The 18132-nt window shown below is 46.8% G+C and carries 8 protein-coding genes; 6 read left to right on the top strand and 2 right to left on the bottom strand.

Annotated features, from left to right (window positions below; translation table 11 throughout):
- Positions 1-2190 (bottom strand): AAA family ATPase, encoded by a 2190-nt coding sequence (locus LCH85_00555; GenBank protein ID MCA0350459.1) that lies wholly within the window; start codon positions 2188-2190, stop codon positions 1-3.
- Between the two features lie 302 nt (positions 2191-2492).
- On the opposite strand from LCH85_00555, the gene LCH85_00550 reads away from it, so the two are divergent.
- Genes LCH85_00550 through LCH85_00535 form a run of 4 tightly spaced genes read left to right on the top strand, consistent with a single transcriptional unit; the run spans position 2493 to position 11031 of the window.
- On the top strand, positions 2493-4106 hold the full coding sequence (locus LCH85_00550) for a hypothetical protein (protein ID MCA0350458.1): 1614 nt from the start codon (positions 2493-2495) through the stop codon (positions 4104-4106).
- Between the two features lie 4 nt (positions 4107-4110).
- Complete coding sequence (locus LCH85_00545; protein MCA0350457.1) at positions 4111-5199, top strand: hypothetical protein; 1089 nt, start codon at positions 4111-4113, stop codon at positions 5197-5199.
- Positions 5190-8429 (top strand): hypothetical protein, encoded by a 3240-nt coding sequence (locus LCH85_00540; protein MCA0350456.1) that lies wholly within the window; start codon positions 5190-5192, stop codon positions 8427-8429. The genes LCH85_00545 and LCH85_00540 overlap by 10 nt, the downstream gene beginning before the upstream one ends.
- Positions 8419-11031: a DUF3962 domain-containing protein gene (locus LCH85_00535; GenBank protein ID MCA0350455.1), complete on the top strand. Its 2613-nt coding sequence runs from the start codon at positions 8419-8421 to the stop codon at positions 11029-11031. Before LCH85_00540 ends, LCH85_00535 begins: the two co-directional genes overlap by 11 nt.
- A gap of 196 nt (positions 11032-11227) precedes the next feature.
- Here LCH85_00535 and LCH85_00530 read toward each other — a convergent pair whose 3' ends face one another.
- Positions 11228-13786, bottom strand: coding sequence for a cellulose-binding domain-containing protein (locus LCH85_00530; GenBank protein ID MCA0350454.1), 2559 nt, complete (start codon positions 13784-13786; stop codon positions 11228-11230).
- 425 nt (positions 13787-14211) lie between these two features.
- Between LCH85_00530 and LCH85_00525 the strand changes: the two genes are divergently transcribed.
- The gene (locus tag LCH85_00525) at positions 14212-15801 is read left to right on the top strand and encodes a hypothetical protein (protein MCA0350453.1); all 1590 of its coding nucleotides are present in this window, start codon (positions 14212-14214) and stop codon (positions 15799-15801) included.
- A 257-nt stretch (positions 15802-16058) separates the two neighbouring features.
- A complete protein-coding gene (locus tag LCH85_00520; GenBank protein MCA0350452.1) occupies positions 16059-18080 on the top strand; it encodes a cellulase family glycosylhydrolase in 2022 nt (673 codons plus the stop codon).
- Positions 18081-18132: the final 52 nt, after the last annotated feature.

Genomic DNA, 18132 nt, shown 5'->3' with positions numbered 1-18132 from the left:
TTAAATCGCCCGCTCTAACAAAAATTGCCGCAAACGTTGCTCAAAGGCTGGCAAAGCAGCGCGTGATTGGTCAGTTTGAAAAATTGCAGTTAAGTTAATTGTTTCAAGTTGGCTTAGGTTCTGCTCAACCAGTGAAGCAATTAAGCTTTGCTCAAGGTAGGGCTTGCCGTCGGCATCACGCACGCTGTGCAAGGCCAATAACTGCGCCGTCCGACGCTTGATACTGATCAATTTACCCAATATTTCGCGATATTGCTGGGCAAAGGCGTTGGCATCGCTGGTTTGCAAGTAGACTAGCAATACTTCAAGTTCATCGGGAAACAGAATTTGCAGTTGGTCGGCGAGACTATCGGCGAAGGCTGCGGCTAAACATGCTCGCCAGGCAGGTTCATCATTGGTTGGAATATTTTGCAGCAAGCCAGCGCCCAAAAATGCGCTAGACCATGCAATCGCTTGGGCCGTGCCAAATTGCCGATACAGCCGAATAACTTCAAATAAACGCCAGCCTTCATCGAAAAGTTGTTCAAGCACTCCAGCATTTTGCCATTGCACAACCCACGGCTGATCAGTCCCTTCAACAATCTGAATCACGCTGCTTAAATCGGCCCATGCCACCTTGGGCAAGCGCTCAAGCACAATTTTGAGCACGCTGGCTTGCTCGGCTGCTCGCTCTTGGCGGGTCGGCGGTAGCACTTCTACAAACACAAAACGCCGTTTCAAAGCTTCGCTCATTTGGTTGAGAAAATGGCGATCAAAGCTGTTGAGTGTGCCGATAATCCGAAAATCTTGGGGAATTGGCAGTGGTTGCGGGCCTAAACGGGTAGGCACGGTCAAACTGCTTTGGCCACCGCCAATCGCCGTCAGCGCTTCACCCAATGCTAAATCGATTGGTGCGCGATTAAATTCATCGATCACCAACCAAACCCCGCGATATTCTTCGGTTTGGCCGCGCCATGAACGTTGCACACGATGGCGTTGGGCTTGTTGCCAGGTTCGAGGATTATTGAGGTCAAGCTGCCAGTTGGCCAAAATGGCGCTAGTCAGTACCCCATAGGTCATCGCATAGCGTAATTGCTCGTCATTGGCAAGAACAGGCTCAATCCCACCAATGACGTGGCGTGGTGTCCATTCATCGGTCGCAGTCGCAATCTGTACAGCATAACTGGTAATCGTTGATAGTTCATGCTGAATGGGCGAAACTGTCGCTGAAAATAGGCTAGGATTCATGGTTTGAACCGTTTCATCCATCCAGAGAATTCGTGGTAACAGGCTCGCAAGTTGCGTTTTACCTGTCCCTGGTGGGCCACTCAAAATCACGTTATAGCCTAATACCAACGCTTGATAGATCCGTTGAATCGTCTCGCGGTCAATTAATAAGTGCTTGCGGATAAGATCGATTTGTGATTGCAAGCGTTCAGGCGCTAAAGCGACTAATGGTTCATCAGGAAAGCTCATAGTTACTCCTTCTAACCAACCTACGAGGTATTGTTGTTGCTGGGTTAGCCAGCTTAAAAATCGCTCGCTCCAAAAGTCGCTGCTACGTGCCAAGGCTGGCACAGTCGCGGCAATCTGATCAATCGCCGCCTGAGCCGCTTGGTAATCAGTGTGAGTACTAATTTGTACTTCATCGTTAGTAAGCCGTAGATTGTCAGTGAGTGGCAAGGCTTGGTGGTCGATTAGAATTTTCAAGCCTTCGCGTAACGATGGCCATGTCACCAAAATATCGTTAACCGGGTCAAGCCAACGGGCTAGCAAGGTTAATAAATAGGGCATAAAGCCCGGCGCTGCTTGTTTACCCCGTTCAAGCTCTTGATTGAGAGCACGCATGTAGGCACTAAAATGCTCGAAGCGAATAGCTACATTCTGATGATTAATGCCATCAAGGTGTTCACGCAGCTCTTGCTCAACTCCAGGCGGATAATTCAAAGCCAGCTTATTTAAGGTCATAGACCAAAAATTAGTTGCCCCCCAATTATCATATTGAGGGTCACGCAAATGCAGATTGAGTTCATGAGTCATCGTTTTGAGATCAATCTGGCCTTGAATAAAGCGATCAATAATTGCTTTGATGATTGGCATGGCTTGGCGACGGCGTTTCCCCAAATCTTTAGCCAAATTAAGGGCCGCTGCATCGTTTAAATAATGTTGGGCAATTGTGCGCAACCGCTGCGCTGGGGTCATTGTTGGCATAGAATTCCTCAATCAAATTAAGCTTAAACTACCAACTGCTATAATCAAACGCTGATCAAATCCAACAATCAATAACAGTAGATTATAGATCAAGCACTATAATTAGTCTTTAAATAAGTGTCATCTTGCATTCTAGCTGATAGAATGTTATGTGTTAGTATTCCTAACAACAAATAAAAGGGTTAATCGCAAGAATTCAAATCAGTATACATGAAGCTTAATGCACATTTGTGCCTATGGTAGTGGCTATACTAAGGCAATTGGGTCTAAGCTACAGTGTAATTAATGTGTGAGGAAACGATATGATCGAGCCAGATTGGATCAGTCCTAGCAGGCTGCGGCCTTTATTCTATAATGATCCAGCAGTAGTATGGTTAGAACACCATGGGGCTAGATACGGCTTCTTCCCTGATGATTCAAGCTATGCCTTGATTAAGTTGTTAGAGCAAAAGGGGAAACAATTCGAGGCAGCTTGGCTCAGTCGTTATGCTTCAGCTGCGCCCAATATCTGTGGTCTTACATCAGGATTAGCCGATCCAGATAGTTTTAATCAATGGCAGACCTTGATTGAACAACAAATTCCGCTGATCGCTCAGGCTCCCTTGATGCTAGCAAACCAAAAGCTCTATGGGATTGCCGATTGTCTGGCACATAGCACATGGCTGCTCGAACACTTTCCACAGCTTGCTCCAGAACTAGCCGATTTACCAGAACACTATCTAATCATCGACCTTAAATTCACCAGTAAGCTCACTACGCCCAGCAAAAAAATCGATTTGGCTTTTTATAGTGCCCAAGTTGAGTTTTATAGCTATATGCTTGGCCAGATTCAGGGCTATCTGCCACACATTGCCCTATTAATTACCCGCGATCAATTACTTGAACCAATGGTGATTCGCTTTCCACATGATCAACCACCCCAGCTTAGCCCTTCGTTAAAGGCCTATTGCGAGCAATATCGCGAGATTGTACTCAATCATGGGCATAATCTGCCATGGCGCCACGAGGCGTTACGCCCCAACTATGCTCATAGCAACGAACGCTGGGCTAGCGCCAAACAACAAATTATGCAGCGCGAACCAGATGGCTCAGTTGAGCAGGTCTGGTATATCGGAGCGGCTGCACGCCAAGAGTTGGCTGCGGCTGAAATTTATTCACTTAAGCAACTTTTAGCTGCTGATCCCAATCAATTGCCCAAAAAAGCCTTGCGCCGACGCGAACCAATGCTGGCAATTTTGCAGGCCAATCGTAGTCAGCAAGCCCTCAAACCAGCAACCGCACGGATCATCTCAGCGCAGCAGCATTTTTTTGTTGATTGTGAATTCTTTAGTAGTGTCAATGTCGATTTTGATCGGGAGTGGCCGCAGCTTCAGGGCAAACCAATGATTTTTATGCTTGGGGTGGGATGGCAAGAACAGGGAGTTTGGCACTATCGTGATTTTATCGCTAGTGAAGAAGAATTTTCTGCTGAACGCCAATTACTTGAGGATTTTTGTGCTTTTTTAGCCCAAAAAAGCCACAACCAACTTGATCAATGTTGTTTATATCATTGGAGTCATGCTGAGAAAACTGCAACCAACAATGCGATTATCCGCCATCAACTTGCAGATAACCATCCATTATGTCAGCTTAATTGGTTTGATTTAGAGCGTCATGTAATTACCCATTGCTGTGCCATCCCTGGAGCTTGGAACTATTCCTTAAAACCATTTGTCCAAGCATTAAGTTGCTACGATTCCCGATTTAGTGCTCCTTGGCCCAACAATCTGAGCGATGGAGGCACAGCCCAAGTTATGGGATGGAACGCCTATCAATGCCCAAACCTATTGGAATCTGACGAAATGGTTTTACTCCGCGAATACCTCGAAGCTGATTGTTTAGGCCTATACCAAGTAGCTAAGTGGCTTGAGGGCTAATCGAATGCCAATTACACAGGATGAAATAACCATGCATCTGATCGCGAGCGGGGTAACAATTATGGCCCAGCGCTTCCGTGAACGCAATGATCTTTACCCATATCCTACATCGTTAGAACGTGGGTTAAATCGCTTAATCCTTGCCGCCCATCGCATGGAACAGCCAGCGCCTCAAGGTATCAATGAGCTTATCGAATGGTGCAGAACCAAGCCATTGCGCCAGTGGCCATTATGTTTGCCAGCCGCAGCAATTGGCGAGACGGATACCTTATTATTTGGCGATTACACCAGCAGTATTTGTGATGAATGGGCCTATGATGCCTCCGATGTTGAGGCTGAAGTTAGTGAACAACGCATTATGCTGGCGGTTCAGCAACTTTGTATCACAAATAATGACCAAGCAGGCTATGTTGCCTTTCGTCGTTTGCTGATTGAGCGACCTGTACTCACTGCCAAAGAATTTCAACACGCCTGCATTCAACCCAACCTCACCCTGATTAGCCAGTTCTTGCGAGCGGCGTATCAAGCAACTCCACTGGGTTGGTCTAGCAATGGTTTGTTTCATTGTTGCAAACGCTGTGGCAATATGTTGCGCCTCGATCGTCAGGCTATGCTCGTTTGTGAAACCCGCCAATGCATCGGATTCACACTCAAACTTGGCAAAACAATCAGCATTGATCAAAACCCATTCTGTCTGATCCGCGGGATTCAACAGTCGGTTCATGCCCCAGGCAAGACTGAAATGAGTTTATTCCAACGGCTCAAAGCCCTAAAGCTCAAGCTGGAATTATGGCCAGCATTTGATCGTTACGATTTACGCCTAAGTTTCCCGAGCGGTTTAGTTTGGGCAATTGACGTGAAAGATTGGAGTAATCCATTTTTATTAGCCCGCAATGTCAAACCATTTGCTGAAGAACCAGCCTGGAATCAGGCCTTCTTTGTGTTTCCGAACGAACGTCAAAAACGCCAACCAGACTATGTACGAGCATTTCTCAATCATGCGCAGCTCGATTCGCGTACTCAAGCGCTAACGAGCAAAAGTTTTATGCAGCGAGTTAAAAATCAACTTGCGCGGGAGGAGCCATGCGGGTAATTCATACATGGTATCTAGCACTCATCAAACAAGTAAAACCGCATTGGATTAAAGACCTTGGTATGCGCCCAAGCCACTTTTGTAGCGTAGAATTAGGCTTATTCTTTATGGAGCAAGTGCTGCCAAACGAGCCAATCGGCAGCCTTTGGGCGGTACTAACTGGCTATCCCTACCCGCAAATTAGCGCGGCCTACTTGAGCCAAACGCAACGCCAAATCGTGCGTTCAATTCGCTATTACCTGCCATTTTATCGCAATCGAACAGGCTGGAACAAAGCGTTAAACCTGTATATGCATATTCCAGCTCAATTACGTGGCTATCAGCTTGCTTTGAACGATCAATCGTTGGTTCGACGACAACCAGCAATTGCTGTCGATCGTTGGAGCATTTATCAAGCCACATTAAACACACTGCCAAACTATCGTCAAGCAGCGATTAAGTGGGCCAGCCATGGGCATTATCGTTTTGTGCATTATCAACGCCAGATTGCCCTTGAAATCCCTGCTGATTTGGCATTACCAACCCTGCCCAGCCCTCAACAACTCCCACAGCGCCCAGCAAATCCACCGATTCAGATTGCATGGCAAGAACTAGAGAACACCGCTAAATGGATGGATGAGCGCCTCGGGAGCTTCCAACAACAGCATTTTGCCCGGATTCAACGGGTACGGCTCGAAATTATTGATCAATCGAAAACGAAGCTTGAAGCAAGCACAACCCTCACACTTGAAGCTATAACCCATCTCGTTGGGATGGTTAGTGCTGGAAAATCGACCTTGATGGAGGTTTTAGCAGTTTTGGTTGTGCGCCAGAATCCTCAGCACCATGTTACGCTGGTGCTGGGAGATGTGATTAATGTGTTAAATACTGCCCAAATGTTTGATCGTTTGGATATTAAGGTTGCCCCCATTTTAGGCAATTCAAACCGCGAAAATCACCTACACAAACTTCATCAAACCCAAGCGCAACAAGCCAATCCATTTCAGCATAAAGGCTTTGAATGGCTCAGTACCAGCTGCCTGGTTGATGGATTGATCAACCAGGCACAGCCAATCGGTATCCAACGCCGACCTTGCCTACGGCTCGAACCACTCCAGCAAACCAATCAAGGTGATCAAACTGATGAAGCCGTTAGCCCGCCAAGTAAAGAGGTTTGCCCGTTCTTCAGCAAATGCACCTATCATCAAGCGCAACGTGATTTGCTGACAGCTCAAATTTGGATCGCAACCCCCGCTAGCCTTGTATTTAGCCAATTTAGCCCACAAATTATGCCTGAACGAGTCCGTTTTGCCGAACTTGTTGTTCGGCGTAGCAACCTGATTATTATTGATGAAGCAGATCGAGTCCAAGTTCAACTTGATAGCATGTTTAGCCCTAGTCAAAATCTCATTAGTCGATCAAACGATGCTTGGCTCAACCAGCTTGATCAACACCTAAGCCGCCAAATGCATAGCAATGGTCGTAGTCAATTAGCCAATACACAGGTTGCGCAGTGGTGTCAAGCCCATGATTTAGTGCAAATTGCAGCAAATCGGGTTTATTCCATTATTTTGCAATCAGGATCATTACAGAAACGACTACGTTCTGGCTATTTCACAGCCTGGTCGCTTTTTCAAGACCTTTTGAGCAAACTAGCCCTTGATTCAGCAGATACAGAGGAACTTGAACGGATTTTCGAAAAATCACTTGATGATCCATTTGGTGAGCAAACGAAACATCCATTGGTAGCGATCATTCAAGCCTGCTTAACCTTAACTGACGCGTCCTTGATCGAACAATTATTAAGCGAATGGCTAACCCAACAAGCGCCAAATCACCAACTTAATCAGGTTCAATATGCCGATAGCATCAAACTACTCGATCTAAGCTTGATGTTACTAGTTTTATCGCACAAACTTCATTTTTTAATTCGTGAATGGCAGCATGTTGAGACTGATCTTGCGCTTGATCAGACAAATCCTGATATTTTTCATCGACCACCCGATGATTATTTACCAGAGTTACCAACTGCTCCTATGGGAAATATTCTTGCATTTCAATATCTTCAATCAAGTAGTAATGATCAAGTAGCAGGAACATTACGATTTTTTCGTTGTATGGGAATTGGCCGTTGGCTTTTATTACATTTTAATCAATGCTTTCTCGACAGTAGCAATTCAAAACCGCATGTCTTATTACTATCCGCAACCAGTTGTGCCGGTACAGCGCCTGGCTTCGATATTCAATTAGCAATTAATGGTATTTTGAGTACCCCCGACGATGAATTGGCTCAGATCGAAGCAAGCAGCTTTGAATACAAACCAATACTTGATCGCGAGCAAAAACCAATTCGAATCTCGGGATTAAGCGACGATGCTCGCAAAAATGCCCTCAAAATGTTAATTCAGCAGCTAATCAAACCAGCGCTATTCAATCGGCAGAGTTATTTAGAAGCTGTTCAAACCAGGCTACCTGCGCAGCGCCAACGCATCATGTTGGTGGTTGGCAGTTATCTAGAAGCCTTTCAATTGCACCAAATGATTGAGCAAATTCGCCCTGACTTACGCGAGAAGGTTGTTCACCTAGTTCCAGATCAACACGATGCTGATGATTGGTCTGAACTACCAAACATTCAACGTGGGATGGTCTATCAATTTGCAGAAACCTTAGCATGGATATTAATTGTGCCGCTATTGGCTGTCGAACGTGGGCATAATATTCTCAATCAACACTATCAGGCAGCAATTGGGGCAGTATTTTTCCTAATTCGGCCACATCCTCGCCCCGATGATCTTAATTTTGCAATTCACTCAATTAATCGTTGGGCAGTTGAAACAATTAGGCAACAACTCGAGCAGATACCGCGAGCAACGCTTGATCAACAGGCTAGCAATTTCCGCCATCAAGCATCGAAACAGTGGCGTACTTTATTAACCTTGCCAATGCGTTATAGCACACTGCCACAAGCTGAGCATATCGCAGTTACTTGGAGTCAATTAGTCTCAATTTGGCAAGTAATTGGGCGTTTAGTTAGGGGTGGAGTTGCAGCTCAAGTGTTTTTTTGTGACGCAGCATTCACCATGGCTGATGGCTCAGAAAAACGCCAGACAAGTTTATTGCTAAGCATGATCGATATTTTACGGCCTTATTTCAACGATAATCCTTCGCTTGAGGCCGTAATTATTCAACGATTATATGCACCTTTATACAAAGCTTTAGTTACTATGAAAGGAATTGAGCATGATGGCTAAGATTATTGAAAGTTGCGCTTTTCGGATCAAACCAGAGCAAACAACGCTATTACATACGTTCTATAGCTTAAAATTTCCTCAATCGTGGAGCAGTATTCTCCGTGATCTCACGGCAAAGCATACCAATCGTTCACCCAATCAAGTGAAAATCCCATTGCATACGCTGCATCAAGTATTCCGAGTTTTAATTCCTGATATCATCAATATTGGGCGGAATGTGACGTATTCAGAAAATATTTGGCTCTATGCCCGATCAAACATTGATCCAGCAACATTAGTCAATATTATTCATGCTTGGGCGAAAGTGACGTTTCATTCTGTTTCTAAAGATATATTAAACTATGCTCTCACTAATATTCAAACTCATCATATTCAGTGGGAACATAGTACAATTAATTTAGCTGAATGGACAACAAACGCTTTTAATACAGCACAAGCGGCATTTCCACACCATTTTGCTTTACTCCCAGAGGTTATCGCCGCAACTATTTGCCAAGAGGGTCAGATATATTATGGCGATGAACCATTAAATTGGCGTAGAGCATCTTTACCACCCGGCAATAATGGAGCAGAATTAATCTCATGGCCACCTTTAGCGCATCGTGGCTCATTTTACTCAATTTTATTTACCTTAACTGTTCAAACAGTTCCCTATCAAGCATATCCAGTCATTTATTGTGATATGGGATTACGGCGTTGGGCGAGTCCTAAGGCTCGCTTGGCTTCAGGTGAACGCAGCAGCGTCTATATTTTAACTGATACACCATATTTACCAAGCATGAGCAACCTAGCCAAGCAATTTCAGGTTGCTACAATCCGTTGTATAAAAAATAATGACCATTACGAATTTATTTGGACTAATAATATCGTTGAGATTCTAACCCAACTTAATGCCCAAAAAATTGTAAGCGATCCTAATCAACTGATGAATAACCCAACGCATTACCTCCAACAGCGTGATCATGCTATGGCAATTGCTTATAACACGCGCATGCCGATGTATCATACCGTTGGTTCAGGGATAGCCATGCCTGATCGGGCCCAAATGCTTGAACAACTTGATGATAGTCTTGGTCAATACTTTGAGCGAATTCCAGCGTTTAAGCGGGTTAACACCAAAAATCGTGAACCAAAACGCCAACCAAGTCAACTTTCTGCCCAGATTAATCGTTTGGCAGCGATAACCAATCGGCAATTGGCAATTGAAATTTATGCTGACGATCAGGAGATTCAAACCACATTTATCAACACGATTCAAGCCGCATTTGGGATAGCGAATCTTCGTGAGCAACCAACTCAACGCATTGAGCAACTGACCTTAACGATCTCAATACATCCGCTAAATAGCATGCAACGGCCCTTAGATGTAGCAAATCGCAAGAATTTACGTGATCACGTGCTGAAAGCAACCGAACAGCGCATCATGGAAATTCGTCAAAAGCTTAAACCTGCACAAATTCCAACCTTAGCATTAATTGAAATTTTGCCGAAAACTGCTTATCGTCATACAAAAGGCAGTGACCCCAAAACAGCAATCCGTCAAGGCTTTGCCCAGACAAATCGGGTAAGTCAATTTATCACCAAAGCTATTGAGGTCGAAATAGACGAAGAGCCTACTGAGCAGGAAAAACCCAGCAATCTGGCCCATCGCGCCTCTAGCAGTCTGCTTGATGGAATTCGCCAAGTGGGATTGAAAACTGGTATTCCGAAATTTAAGGCACTCTCAGAGCCATTAAATCTGATTGGACTATGGCTGATTAATAAAAACAGCAAAAAGCTAGGTCAAGAACGCTACTTATTGCCAGTGCTGGTGCTCTTAACTCCAGATAATCCTGTCCCGTTGGTCATGGCCCCTGGGTTTAACGATTGGGTACCGTACCGCCAAGCGTTAATCGCAATTGCCAATGATCAGGTGAATGCACAAAAAACCTGGTCGCATTTCCAAAAATATGCTGAACCATTTATCCAACACCAGCTTAAATCCATCCTTGATCCCAATCAAGCAAGCTTATTGATGTGCCAAGCCCAGAATATTCGTCGTACATGGAGCTGGGCAAGTAACACCAATATTTCGCGTGACAGCCTCTTCTTTGGTAAACAGCCGCTTGAGCAAGCTCACGATTGGCCAGGGTTACGCATTATCCGCGTTCGCAGCGATCAAGGCCATGAAACACCCGAATGCTATGCCTATCAAGATGGCGGGGTTGGTGGATCAACTGGATTATTCCAAGTTAACGAGCGAGTATTCGCGAGTTTTCATGGAAAACCTTCCCAACAAAGAAATTTGATCTATCGGATGTCTAAAATTTCGGCTTGGGGGCCTAAAGGCAAACCAAAAACAAAACGACCACAACCTTCAAAATTAGCATGGAATCCCGCCTGCTACGAATTAACTGTAGCAATGCTCCAAAAAGATGATACTCCAATAGATTGGGCAATGGCCGTTCACAAATTACGCCAACATGCCCTCGATCATAACGATGCCACCGCCCTACCATTACCACTCCATCTGGCCAAGCAACTTGAGGAATATAGTCAAACACTCGAACTCGATTTGGATGACGATGATTTAATCTATACCCAATTGGATTCCGACGAATAAATTATGATCGATCAAAGAATAAGGGCTAGGGGTCAGGTTTTGACGTAGCTAGCGAGTGGGGTCAGGGGCCAGTAATTAGAGGTCAGACGTTATAAGTGGTTGCATAATGCAAATCTGGCCCCTTGTCACTAAATCCTGACCCCTCACTCTTCGTGCTCTTCGTGTCCTTCGTGGATCAACCCCTGACCCCTCGTTACTAATTCGAAACCCGATTGCGCATCTTCAGCGCATCGAATAGCTCAATATTGCGATCGAGATCGGTTTCAAGCTCGACATGCAACGTATTCAACATCAAATTCATTAAAGCTTGACGCTCGGCTGAGGTGGTATAACGCGCTTGACCATTCAAAAAGGCCGGCGTGCCAACTTCCAACGACCAATATTGGTTGGGGTAAGCTGTGCGCATGTTGTATGGCTCATCGTGGAACGACAAACGAATGCTATAGATCGAGAGCTTTTGGGCTTGATCGTACACCACTTCAATGATATCGCGTTGCGGGTGGCCATAACCACGGCCTGGGCGTTGTTCATTATTATAATGACCATTACGTAAATCGAACGATAAGCCCGATGGCCCGACCCACCAAATCATGGCACAATCGAGGTAATAGGGAATAGTGCTGGTATTTTTGAACTGAATCACTTGATACCAAAACCCCGAATTTTCCTCATGCAGTTTGGTCGTGGCCTGCATCGGCGCATTGCTGCTAAAGCCTGGCCCCATCGGCAAACCACTGATTGGGTGGGTGCTCGTGCGAATCGCATTCAACACTGGATTATTGGGATCGTACAAAATACTCGAATCGACGATTGAGCTAAACGTCCAGCCAAGGTTATTTTCATGAGTTGGCTGATCGTGGCAACGGTCGCGTTCGGCTTTTTCGGCTGGCACATAGGTACGGGCATCGGTTGGCCAGCGGGTTTGCATAAAGCCAGCAGGGGCAATTGCATTGACAGGGCCAGCGGTTTCAGCCCATGGATTGCTGCTATTTTTGTGGAAGGTAGCGGCTTCGGTTTCTGGTCCAAGCAGCATCAGCCGTGGCAACAACTGACAAATCGCATTCTTAGGAAAGTTTTGATTGACCAAACGCTGGACATGGCCCAAGGCTTGGGTTCCCAATTCGCCCAAAGTTAATGTGCCATTGCCAACTTTGCTCTGAATGGCGCTGATATTCACGCCGTATAAACTGGCTTTTTGGGCATCAGTCAGGCCGCCATCAACTGGCATGTTGTTATGGCCGCCGCTGCCGTCACTCGGCAAATAATCAAGAAAATCACGATCGATATAGAGTTGACGGTAGGTCGGGCAAAGCTCGGCAATCGTGGTTGCAGCAGTAATACCATTGGGCGCGATGGTTGGGGTTGCGCTGGGAATTGGACTAGGCGTGAGCGTGCCAATCACGGGCGTGGCGGTATTGGTTGGGCGCGGAGTAGCAGTCGGGGTGGTTGGGTTGCTAGCGCTACAGCCGATGCGTTGAGTTGCCAAGGCCACATCATCAAACCAAATATTATGGGTAATATCATCGCCGCCGTAGCTTTCCCAGCCTAGGCGGAAATCGACTAAGCGTGGTTGCCAATTGGCACGAGTACGCCAAGCTTGGTCAACATCAGGCGTATCGACCCCATCAACCCGCATGCCTTCAACTTCGCTGCCGTTGACCCAAGCCTGCAAATAGCCATTAGCACTATCGATCTTGAATTCGACACATGTCCACTGACGGGGCGGAATCGTAACCGATTTGGCGATGCCTGCGCTGCTCATCGATGGGGCGGTTGCATCATCCGATTCGCGATTCCAATCGAGCACACGTTGCTGGCCGCCCAAGCGCAAATCATTATCAGCATCGTTGCGATCTTTCAGGGCCATTAATGTGATGTGATGGTCGGGCAAAGCTAAATCTTGGCGCACATAAAAGCGGCCATACAACAGATCGCCAATACTTTCGATCGCGGTGGTATTGCCAAAGAAAGCATGATCGCAGAAATTGCTATGGCCATGGACCATAATTGATTTGCTGCCGCTATTGGCGTAGGTATTATCGACCATCACTGAGCCATGGCCAGTACAATCGGGATAGAGCGCTTGCCAAAATCCACTGGGATCAATGCCGGTTTGGTTTTCAAAATCGTCGCAGATAATTGCGCCAATACAGCTATTGTTGTTGGGCGTTACGGTTGGAGTAGTTGGCGCAATCGTTGGGGTATTCGATGGACGTAGAGTGCCGGTTGGTGGCGTTGGGGTGTTGGTCGGTGGGCGTTGGGTTGGGGTGTTGGTATGAATGGGATGGGTTGTCACAGTATTGGTTGGCGAAGTCGTTGCTGGAGTAATTGTCACACTGGTTTCGCCACAAAGCACCCCATTCAAGGTAAAACTAGTGGGAATGCTATTCGTCCCACTGAACGTTGCTTGAAAGCCAACATTAACGCTACCCCCACTGGAGAGTGAGCCATTCCAAGCGGCATTTTGCACGCTGACGGCGGCATTGGTTTGAGTCAAAACGCCGTTCCACAGATTGACAATTCGCTGATTGCTAGCAAAGGTCCAACTCAATTGCCAAGTTGTAGTTGCCGCCAAATTATTGGTAACGGTCACATCGCCAATAAACCCATCGGCCCATTGATTGATCACCTTATAGCTGACCACGCAACTGGCTGCTGCCGCGCTGGGCGTGGCCGTGCGATGCGCAACACTAAGGCTAATCAAGGCGATCAACAATACCAACAATGTTCCACGAGCATACATTCGTCGTAGCATAAGCTTGCGCCTCCTTGCGATATGTGCTGGGTTTTCAACAGTGCTAACCCAACAGCCTCGGCTTGCATTCTTGGAATCGGTCTCAAATTCAAAGAAACAAGTCCTAGTGGAATTATTTGGAAGGGGCAGCAGCGATGGTTACGGAATCGCTCCCAAGATAATTGTAAATATTCATTAACGAATGTAGTAGTTTTGGCGCTATTTGTCAATAGTTTTTAATGAAAGATTTTTAACCAAAGCCAGGCCATGCCAATGTGATCCACGAAGCGCACGAAGGACACGAAGCCAGAACTAGTAACCCAATGACAAAGCTCTTTAAATGTCCATTTAACGTCTCAGAGTTCCTAATCAAACGCCACTTTTCATCCATTTGGTTGGACTATGCTGAGAGTATTGGCGAAATCTAGCTTGTTTGTGGAGGGTGTATGCTGGCATGGCTTAAACGAATTGGTTTTGGATGGTTGCTGTTGGTAGGGTTGAGTGGCTGTGGCAATACGCTACCTAGCGAATCAATCACTAACCGTTCAGGCGGGCAGCCAGTCGAATTAGCAACTGAACAACCTCAATCAACCGTTATCCCAACCCTAACCGAGGTGGAAACTCCAGTAACCATGGTCGATCCAACGATCACAGAGGTAATTGAAGAACCAACAATCACTCCAGATATTCAGCCAGTTCATGGCTATAATGGCTCACGAGAAGCATGCGAAGCCAACTATGAGCGAATTCCACTTGAGCCAGCGACTGAGCAGGCTGTCCAAGCCGCCTTTGCTCAAACCCAACTCAGAGGTAGCGCCGAGGTTTATGGCCGCGCCGATTGGCAAACCTGTTCAGACGCAATTGCTTGGATTATGTATAGTCTTGAGGTTGAGGTAGCTCCAGAAACCGATCAAGCAACGCTGCTCGAATATGCTCAAATCCTTCAGACGCTGATGCAGGATCTCCAAAATCAGCCAGGGCTTCAGTATCCGATATTAGGCGCAAGCATCTATTGGCGTTTTGGCGAGGATAGCTGCTCGTGGGATTATGATTACGCCACGACAATCAATCCTGATGGCAATGCTTGGTATTTAAAATATACGTCATCGACCAAACAAACTGATGTTGGTGACCCGGTTTGTAAGGTAGCTGAAACGCCTGCTCCAAGTAATTATTGTTTTCCGTCGCGATACCCCGAACCATTATCTGAAGCCGAATTGGCTCCGCTGCAAACTGCCTTGGATCAAACCCAAATTGTGGGCTACGCCACGGGCTATTGGTTACGGACAGGGACGAGCTGTAATTATCAATCAGCTCGCTTGGGCTATCATTTCTTCATTGATCGACCTGCTGATGAGACCATGCAAACCTATGAGGCGATTGCCCAGCAACTTCAGGCGATTATTGTTGATTCACGCCAAGATCCAAGTTTAGATTATCCGGCGCATATGCTGGTGATTACCTGGCGTGGGATCAAAGGTGGCTGTTCATGGGGCTATGATTACGCCGAAGATGCCCAAGGCCATGTATGGTATCCACGCTTATCGCCCTATTTTGGCTCAGATTATGCCCGCTCAGTTTGTAAGCATCAAGAAGTAGTCGAATCAACGATTCCACGACCGACCAATAGCCCATTATTCACTTGTGGTGGCTCGATCAATTTTGGTACCTCCGCAGTTCCACGCTATGCTGAAGACCAGGTTCGCCAAGCGCTGCAACAGGCTGGAATCGAGGCAAGCGTGAAAATACGCGGGAATAGTGAAGGTAATGGCTGTCATTATGGCAACATAAACATCAGCTATTCAATCACGCTTGATCGACCAACCAACGCCGATCAAGCCCAACTTGAGCAGCAAGTGGCAACCATTCAAAGCATTCTTGATCAACAGCAGTTTGAAATTAGCGTGAGTGGGCTGAGCATCACTTGGCAAATGGGTGAGCTTGAGTGTGCTTGGTTGTACACCTATACATGGCAAGATGGCGATTTTGGCTGGGAGTTTAAGCAAGTTTGGCCTTATCCTTGCCCACAAGAGTAACTACAGCTTCGGTGGTGCGGTGGTTTGTCAATCCAATCACCGCACTCCTCGAACCCTGCTCCTTCTAGCAAATTCTCGCTAAGCCAAATCCATTAATAAAACTTAGTGCATTAACTTGACAAAGTATTAAATTGTGTTAAGATTCATGCCATCGGTATCGTTTCCGGAAACGATACCGAGTTATTCCCGCAATTGAGCGCCCGACTTGTCCAAGCAGTGTTGTACGACAGGCAGACAATCGTTCAAGGAGGAACAGCATGAACAAGCTGAGTAGGCTGATTATTGTTCTTGGTCTTATTTGTAGTATTTTTGCTCAACATTCAGCAGCGCCCAAGGCCCAAGCCGCATTTGGGGCTGGCGATTTTCTCAAGGCCAACGGCGCGACCGTGCGCAATAATTCCGGTAATGGCGCTGTCGTCACGCTCAAAGGCACCAACCTCGGCGGCTGGTTGTTGCAAGAAGGCTGGATGTCGCCCTTAGGCTACCCCGCTTTGCCACGCACCAACTGGACTGCTAGCGGATCAGCTGGTGGAGCCGCCGCCGCAATTGATGGCAACCCCGCCACCCGTTGGACCAGCAACGCCCCCCAAGCCAATGGTCAATGGTTCCAAGTCGATCTTGGCGGCAACCAAGCCGTCGAACGCGTGACGATCGATGCAGGCTCCTCAACTGGTGATTATCCCCGCCAATATCAAGTCCAAGCTTTTGTTAATAATGCATGGCTCACGGTTGGCAGTGGTAGCGGCACCAGCCAAGTGGTAACCGTCCAATTCAATAATACCCAAGTAACCCGCCTGATTCGCGTGCTCCAGACTGGTTCAAGCGGTAGTTGGTGGTCAATTCACGAATTCAACGCCCAAATTGCTGATGAATTTAATTTGCGCCAAGCCTTAACCAACCGCTTTGGCACAAGCACCACCGATAGTTTGATCAACGGCTACCAAGATACTTGGATTCAAGCCAGCGACCTCGATACCATTAAAGCTATGGGTTTGAACATGGTGCGTGTGCCAATCCATTGGCTGGTGCTGATGAACACCAATGGCACGATGAAATCGGATGCTGAATCGTTCCGCAAGCTCGATTGGCTGATCAGCGAAAGCAGCAAACGCAATTTATATGTGATGCTCGATTTGCACGGCGCTCCTGGCGCAGCCTGCCCATGGCATTCATGTGGGCAAACGGGCACCAACCAACTCTGGACCAACCCCACCTATCAAAATTGGACGGTGCAAATTTGGGAACGCTTGGCGACCCGCTATCGTGGCAACCCAACCGTAGCCGCCTACGATTTGCTCAACGAGCCATTGCTCAGCAACGGCGAAGCTGAGAACGAACAACAAGTACGCCAAAAATTCGATTTCTTTGATCGTTTGTATGATGCTGTGCGCGCCAAAGACCCCGACCATATGATCGTGATGGCAGCTTTCTACGATTGGTATCAAGCCTTATCGCCCGCAACCTATGGCTGGACGAATGTGATGTATCAATTACACCACTACAACTTTGATACGGTCACTGATTGGAATGTAACCAATAATTTCATTCAAAGTGCCTTGGATAAATACGCCACCTTCACTAAGGATTGGAATGTGCCGGGCTTTGCTGGCGAATATTGGTTCTCAACTCACTACGATTTGTATGAAAAGTTCATGTCTGGCTTGAATGCATTGAATGTTTCCTGGACTAACTGGACATACAAGGTCAATGGCGGCGGCAACTGGGGCTTCTATCAAAATAACACTCAAGCCGTACCAGATCTATTAAATGATAGTGCTGCCACAATTGCCGATAAATGGTCACGCTTCAGCACCAATTATTTCCAACCAAACACCCAGTTTCAAAATACGGTGCGAGCTTATGCGCCAGAAGGTTCGTGGGTTGCGCTGCAAGCCGGGGCCAACAATAGCTATGTCAGCGCCGATAACTATGGCAACAATCCCTTGGTTGCCAATCGCCCAAGCATTCAAGGCTGGGAAAAATTCCGCATGATCACCAATCCCGATGGTACGGTTTCGTTTATGTCAATGGCCAATAATAAATATGTGGCCGCCGATTTGAACAACGGTGGGCGCTTGATCGCTCAATCACGCGGGGTTTTGGGCTGGGAAAAATTCCGTCGCGTCGATCTTGGCAACGGAACTTTTGGTCTACAAGCAATCGCTAACAATAAATATGTCACCACTGATCTGAATAGTGGCTCACCTGTGTTGATTGCCAATCGCGATGCGATCGGTGGCGCATGGGAAGCCTTCACCTTCGTTGCGACTGCTCCATAGCAGTAGCCTCCTCGCAAGTGCCACCAATGAGCCGATTGGTGGCGCTCCCCCT

It is taken from the genome of Chloroflexota bacterium, from assembly GCA_020161265.1.
Taxonomy (GTDB): Bacteria; Chloroflexota; Chloroflexia; order Chloroflexales; family Herpetosiphonaceae; genus Herpetosiphon.
Note: the sequence above shows the minus strand (reverse complement) of the source record. Positions and strands in the feature narration are given on the sequence as shown.

Excerpts from the sequence above, each read along its gene's own strand:
- LCH85_00535 (MCA0350455.1), top strand. The coding sequence starts at position 8,419 with ATGATGGCTAAGATTATTGAAAGTTGCGCTTTTCGGATCAAACCAGAG.
- LCH85_00550 (MCA0350458.1), top strand. The coding sequence starts at position 2,493 with ATGATCGAGCCAGATTGGATCAGTCCTAGCAGGCTGCGGCCTTTATTC.
- LCH85_00530 (MCA0350454.1), bottom strand. The coding sequence starts at position 13,786 with ATGCTACGACGAATGTATGCTCGTGGAACATTGTTGGTATTGTTGATC.
- LCH85_00540 (MCA0350456.1), top strand. The coding sequence starts at position 5,190 with ATGCGGGTAATTCATACATGGTATCTAGCACTCATCAAACAAGTAAAA.
- LCH85_00555 (MCA0350459.1), bottom strand. The coding sequence starts at position 2,190 with ATGCCAACAATGACCCCAGCGCAGCGGTTGCGCACAATTGCCCAACAT.
- LCH85_00545 (MCA0350457.1), top strand. The coding sequence starts at position 4,111 with ATGCCAATTACACAGGATGAAATAACCATGCATCTGATCGCGAGCGGG.
- LCH85_00525 (MCA0350453.1), top strand. The coding sequence starts at position 14,212 with ATGCTGGCATGGCTTAAACGAATTGGTTTTGGATGGTTGCTGTTGGTA.
- LCH85_00520 (MCA0350452.1), top strand. The coding sequence starts at position 16,059 with ATGAACAAGCTGAGTAGGCTGATTATTGTTCTTGGTCTTATTTGTAGT.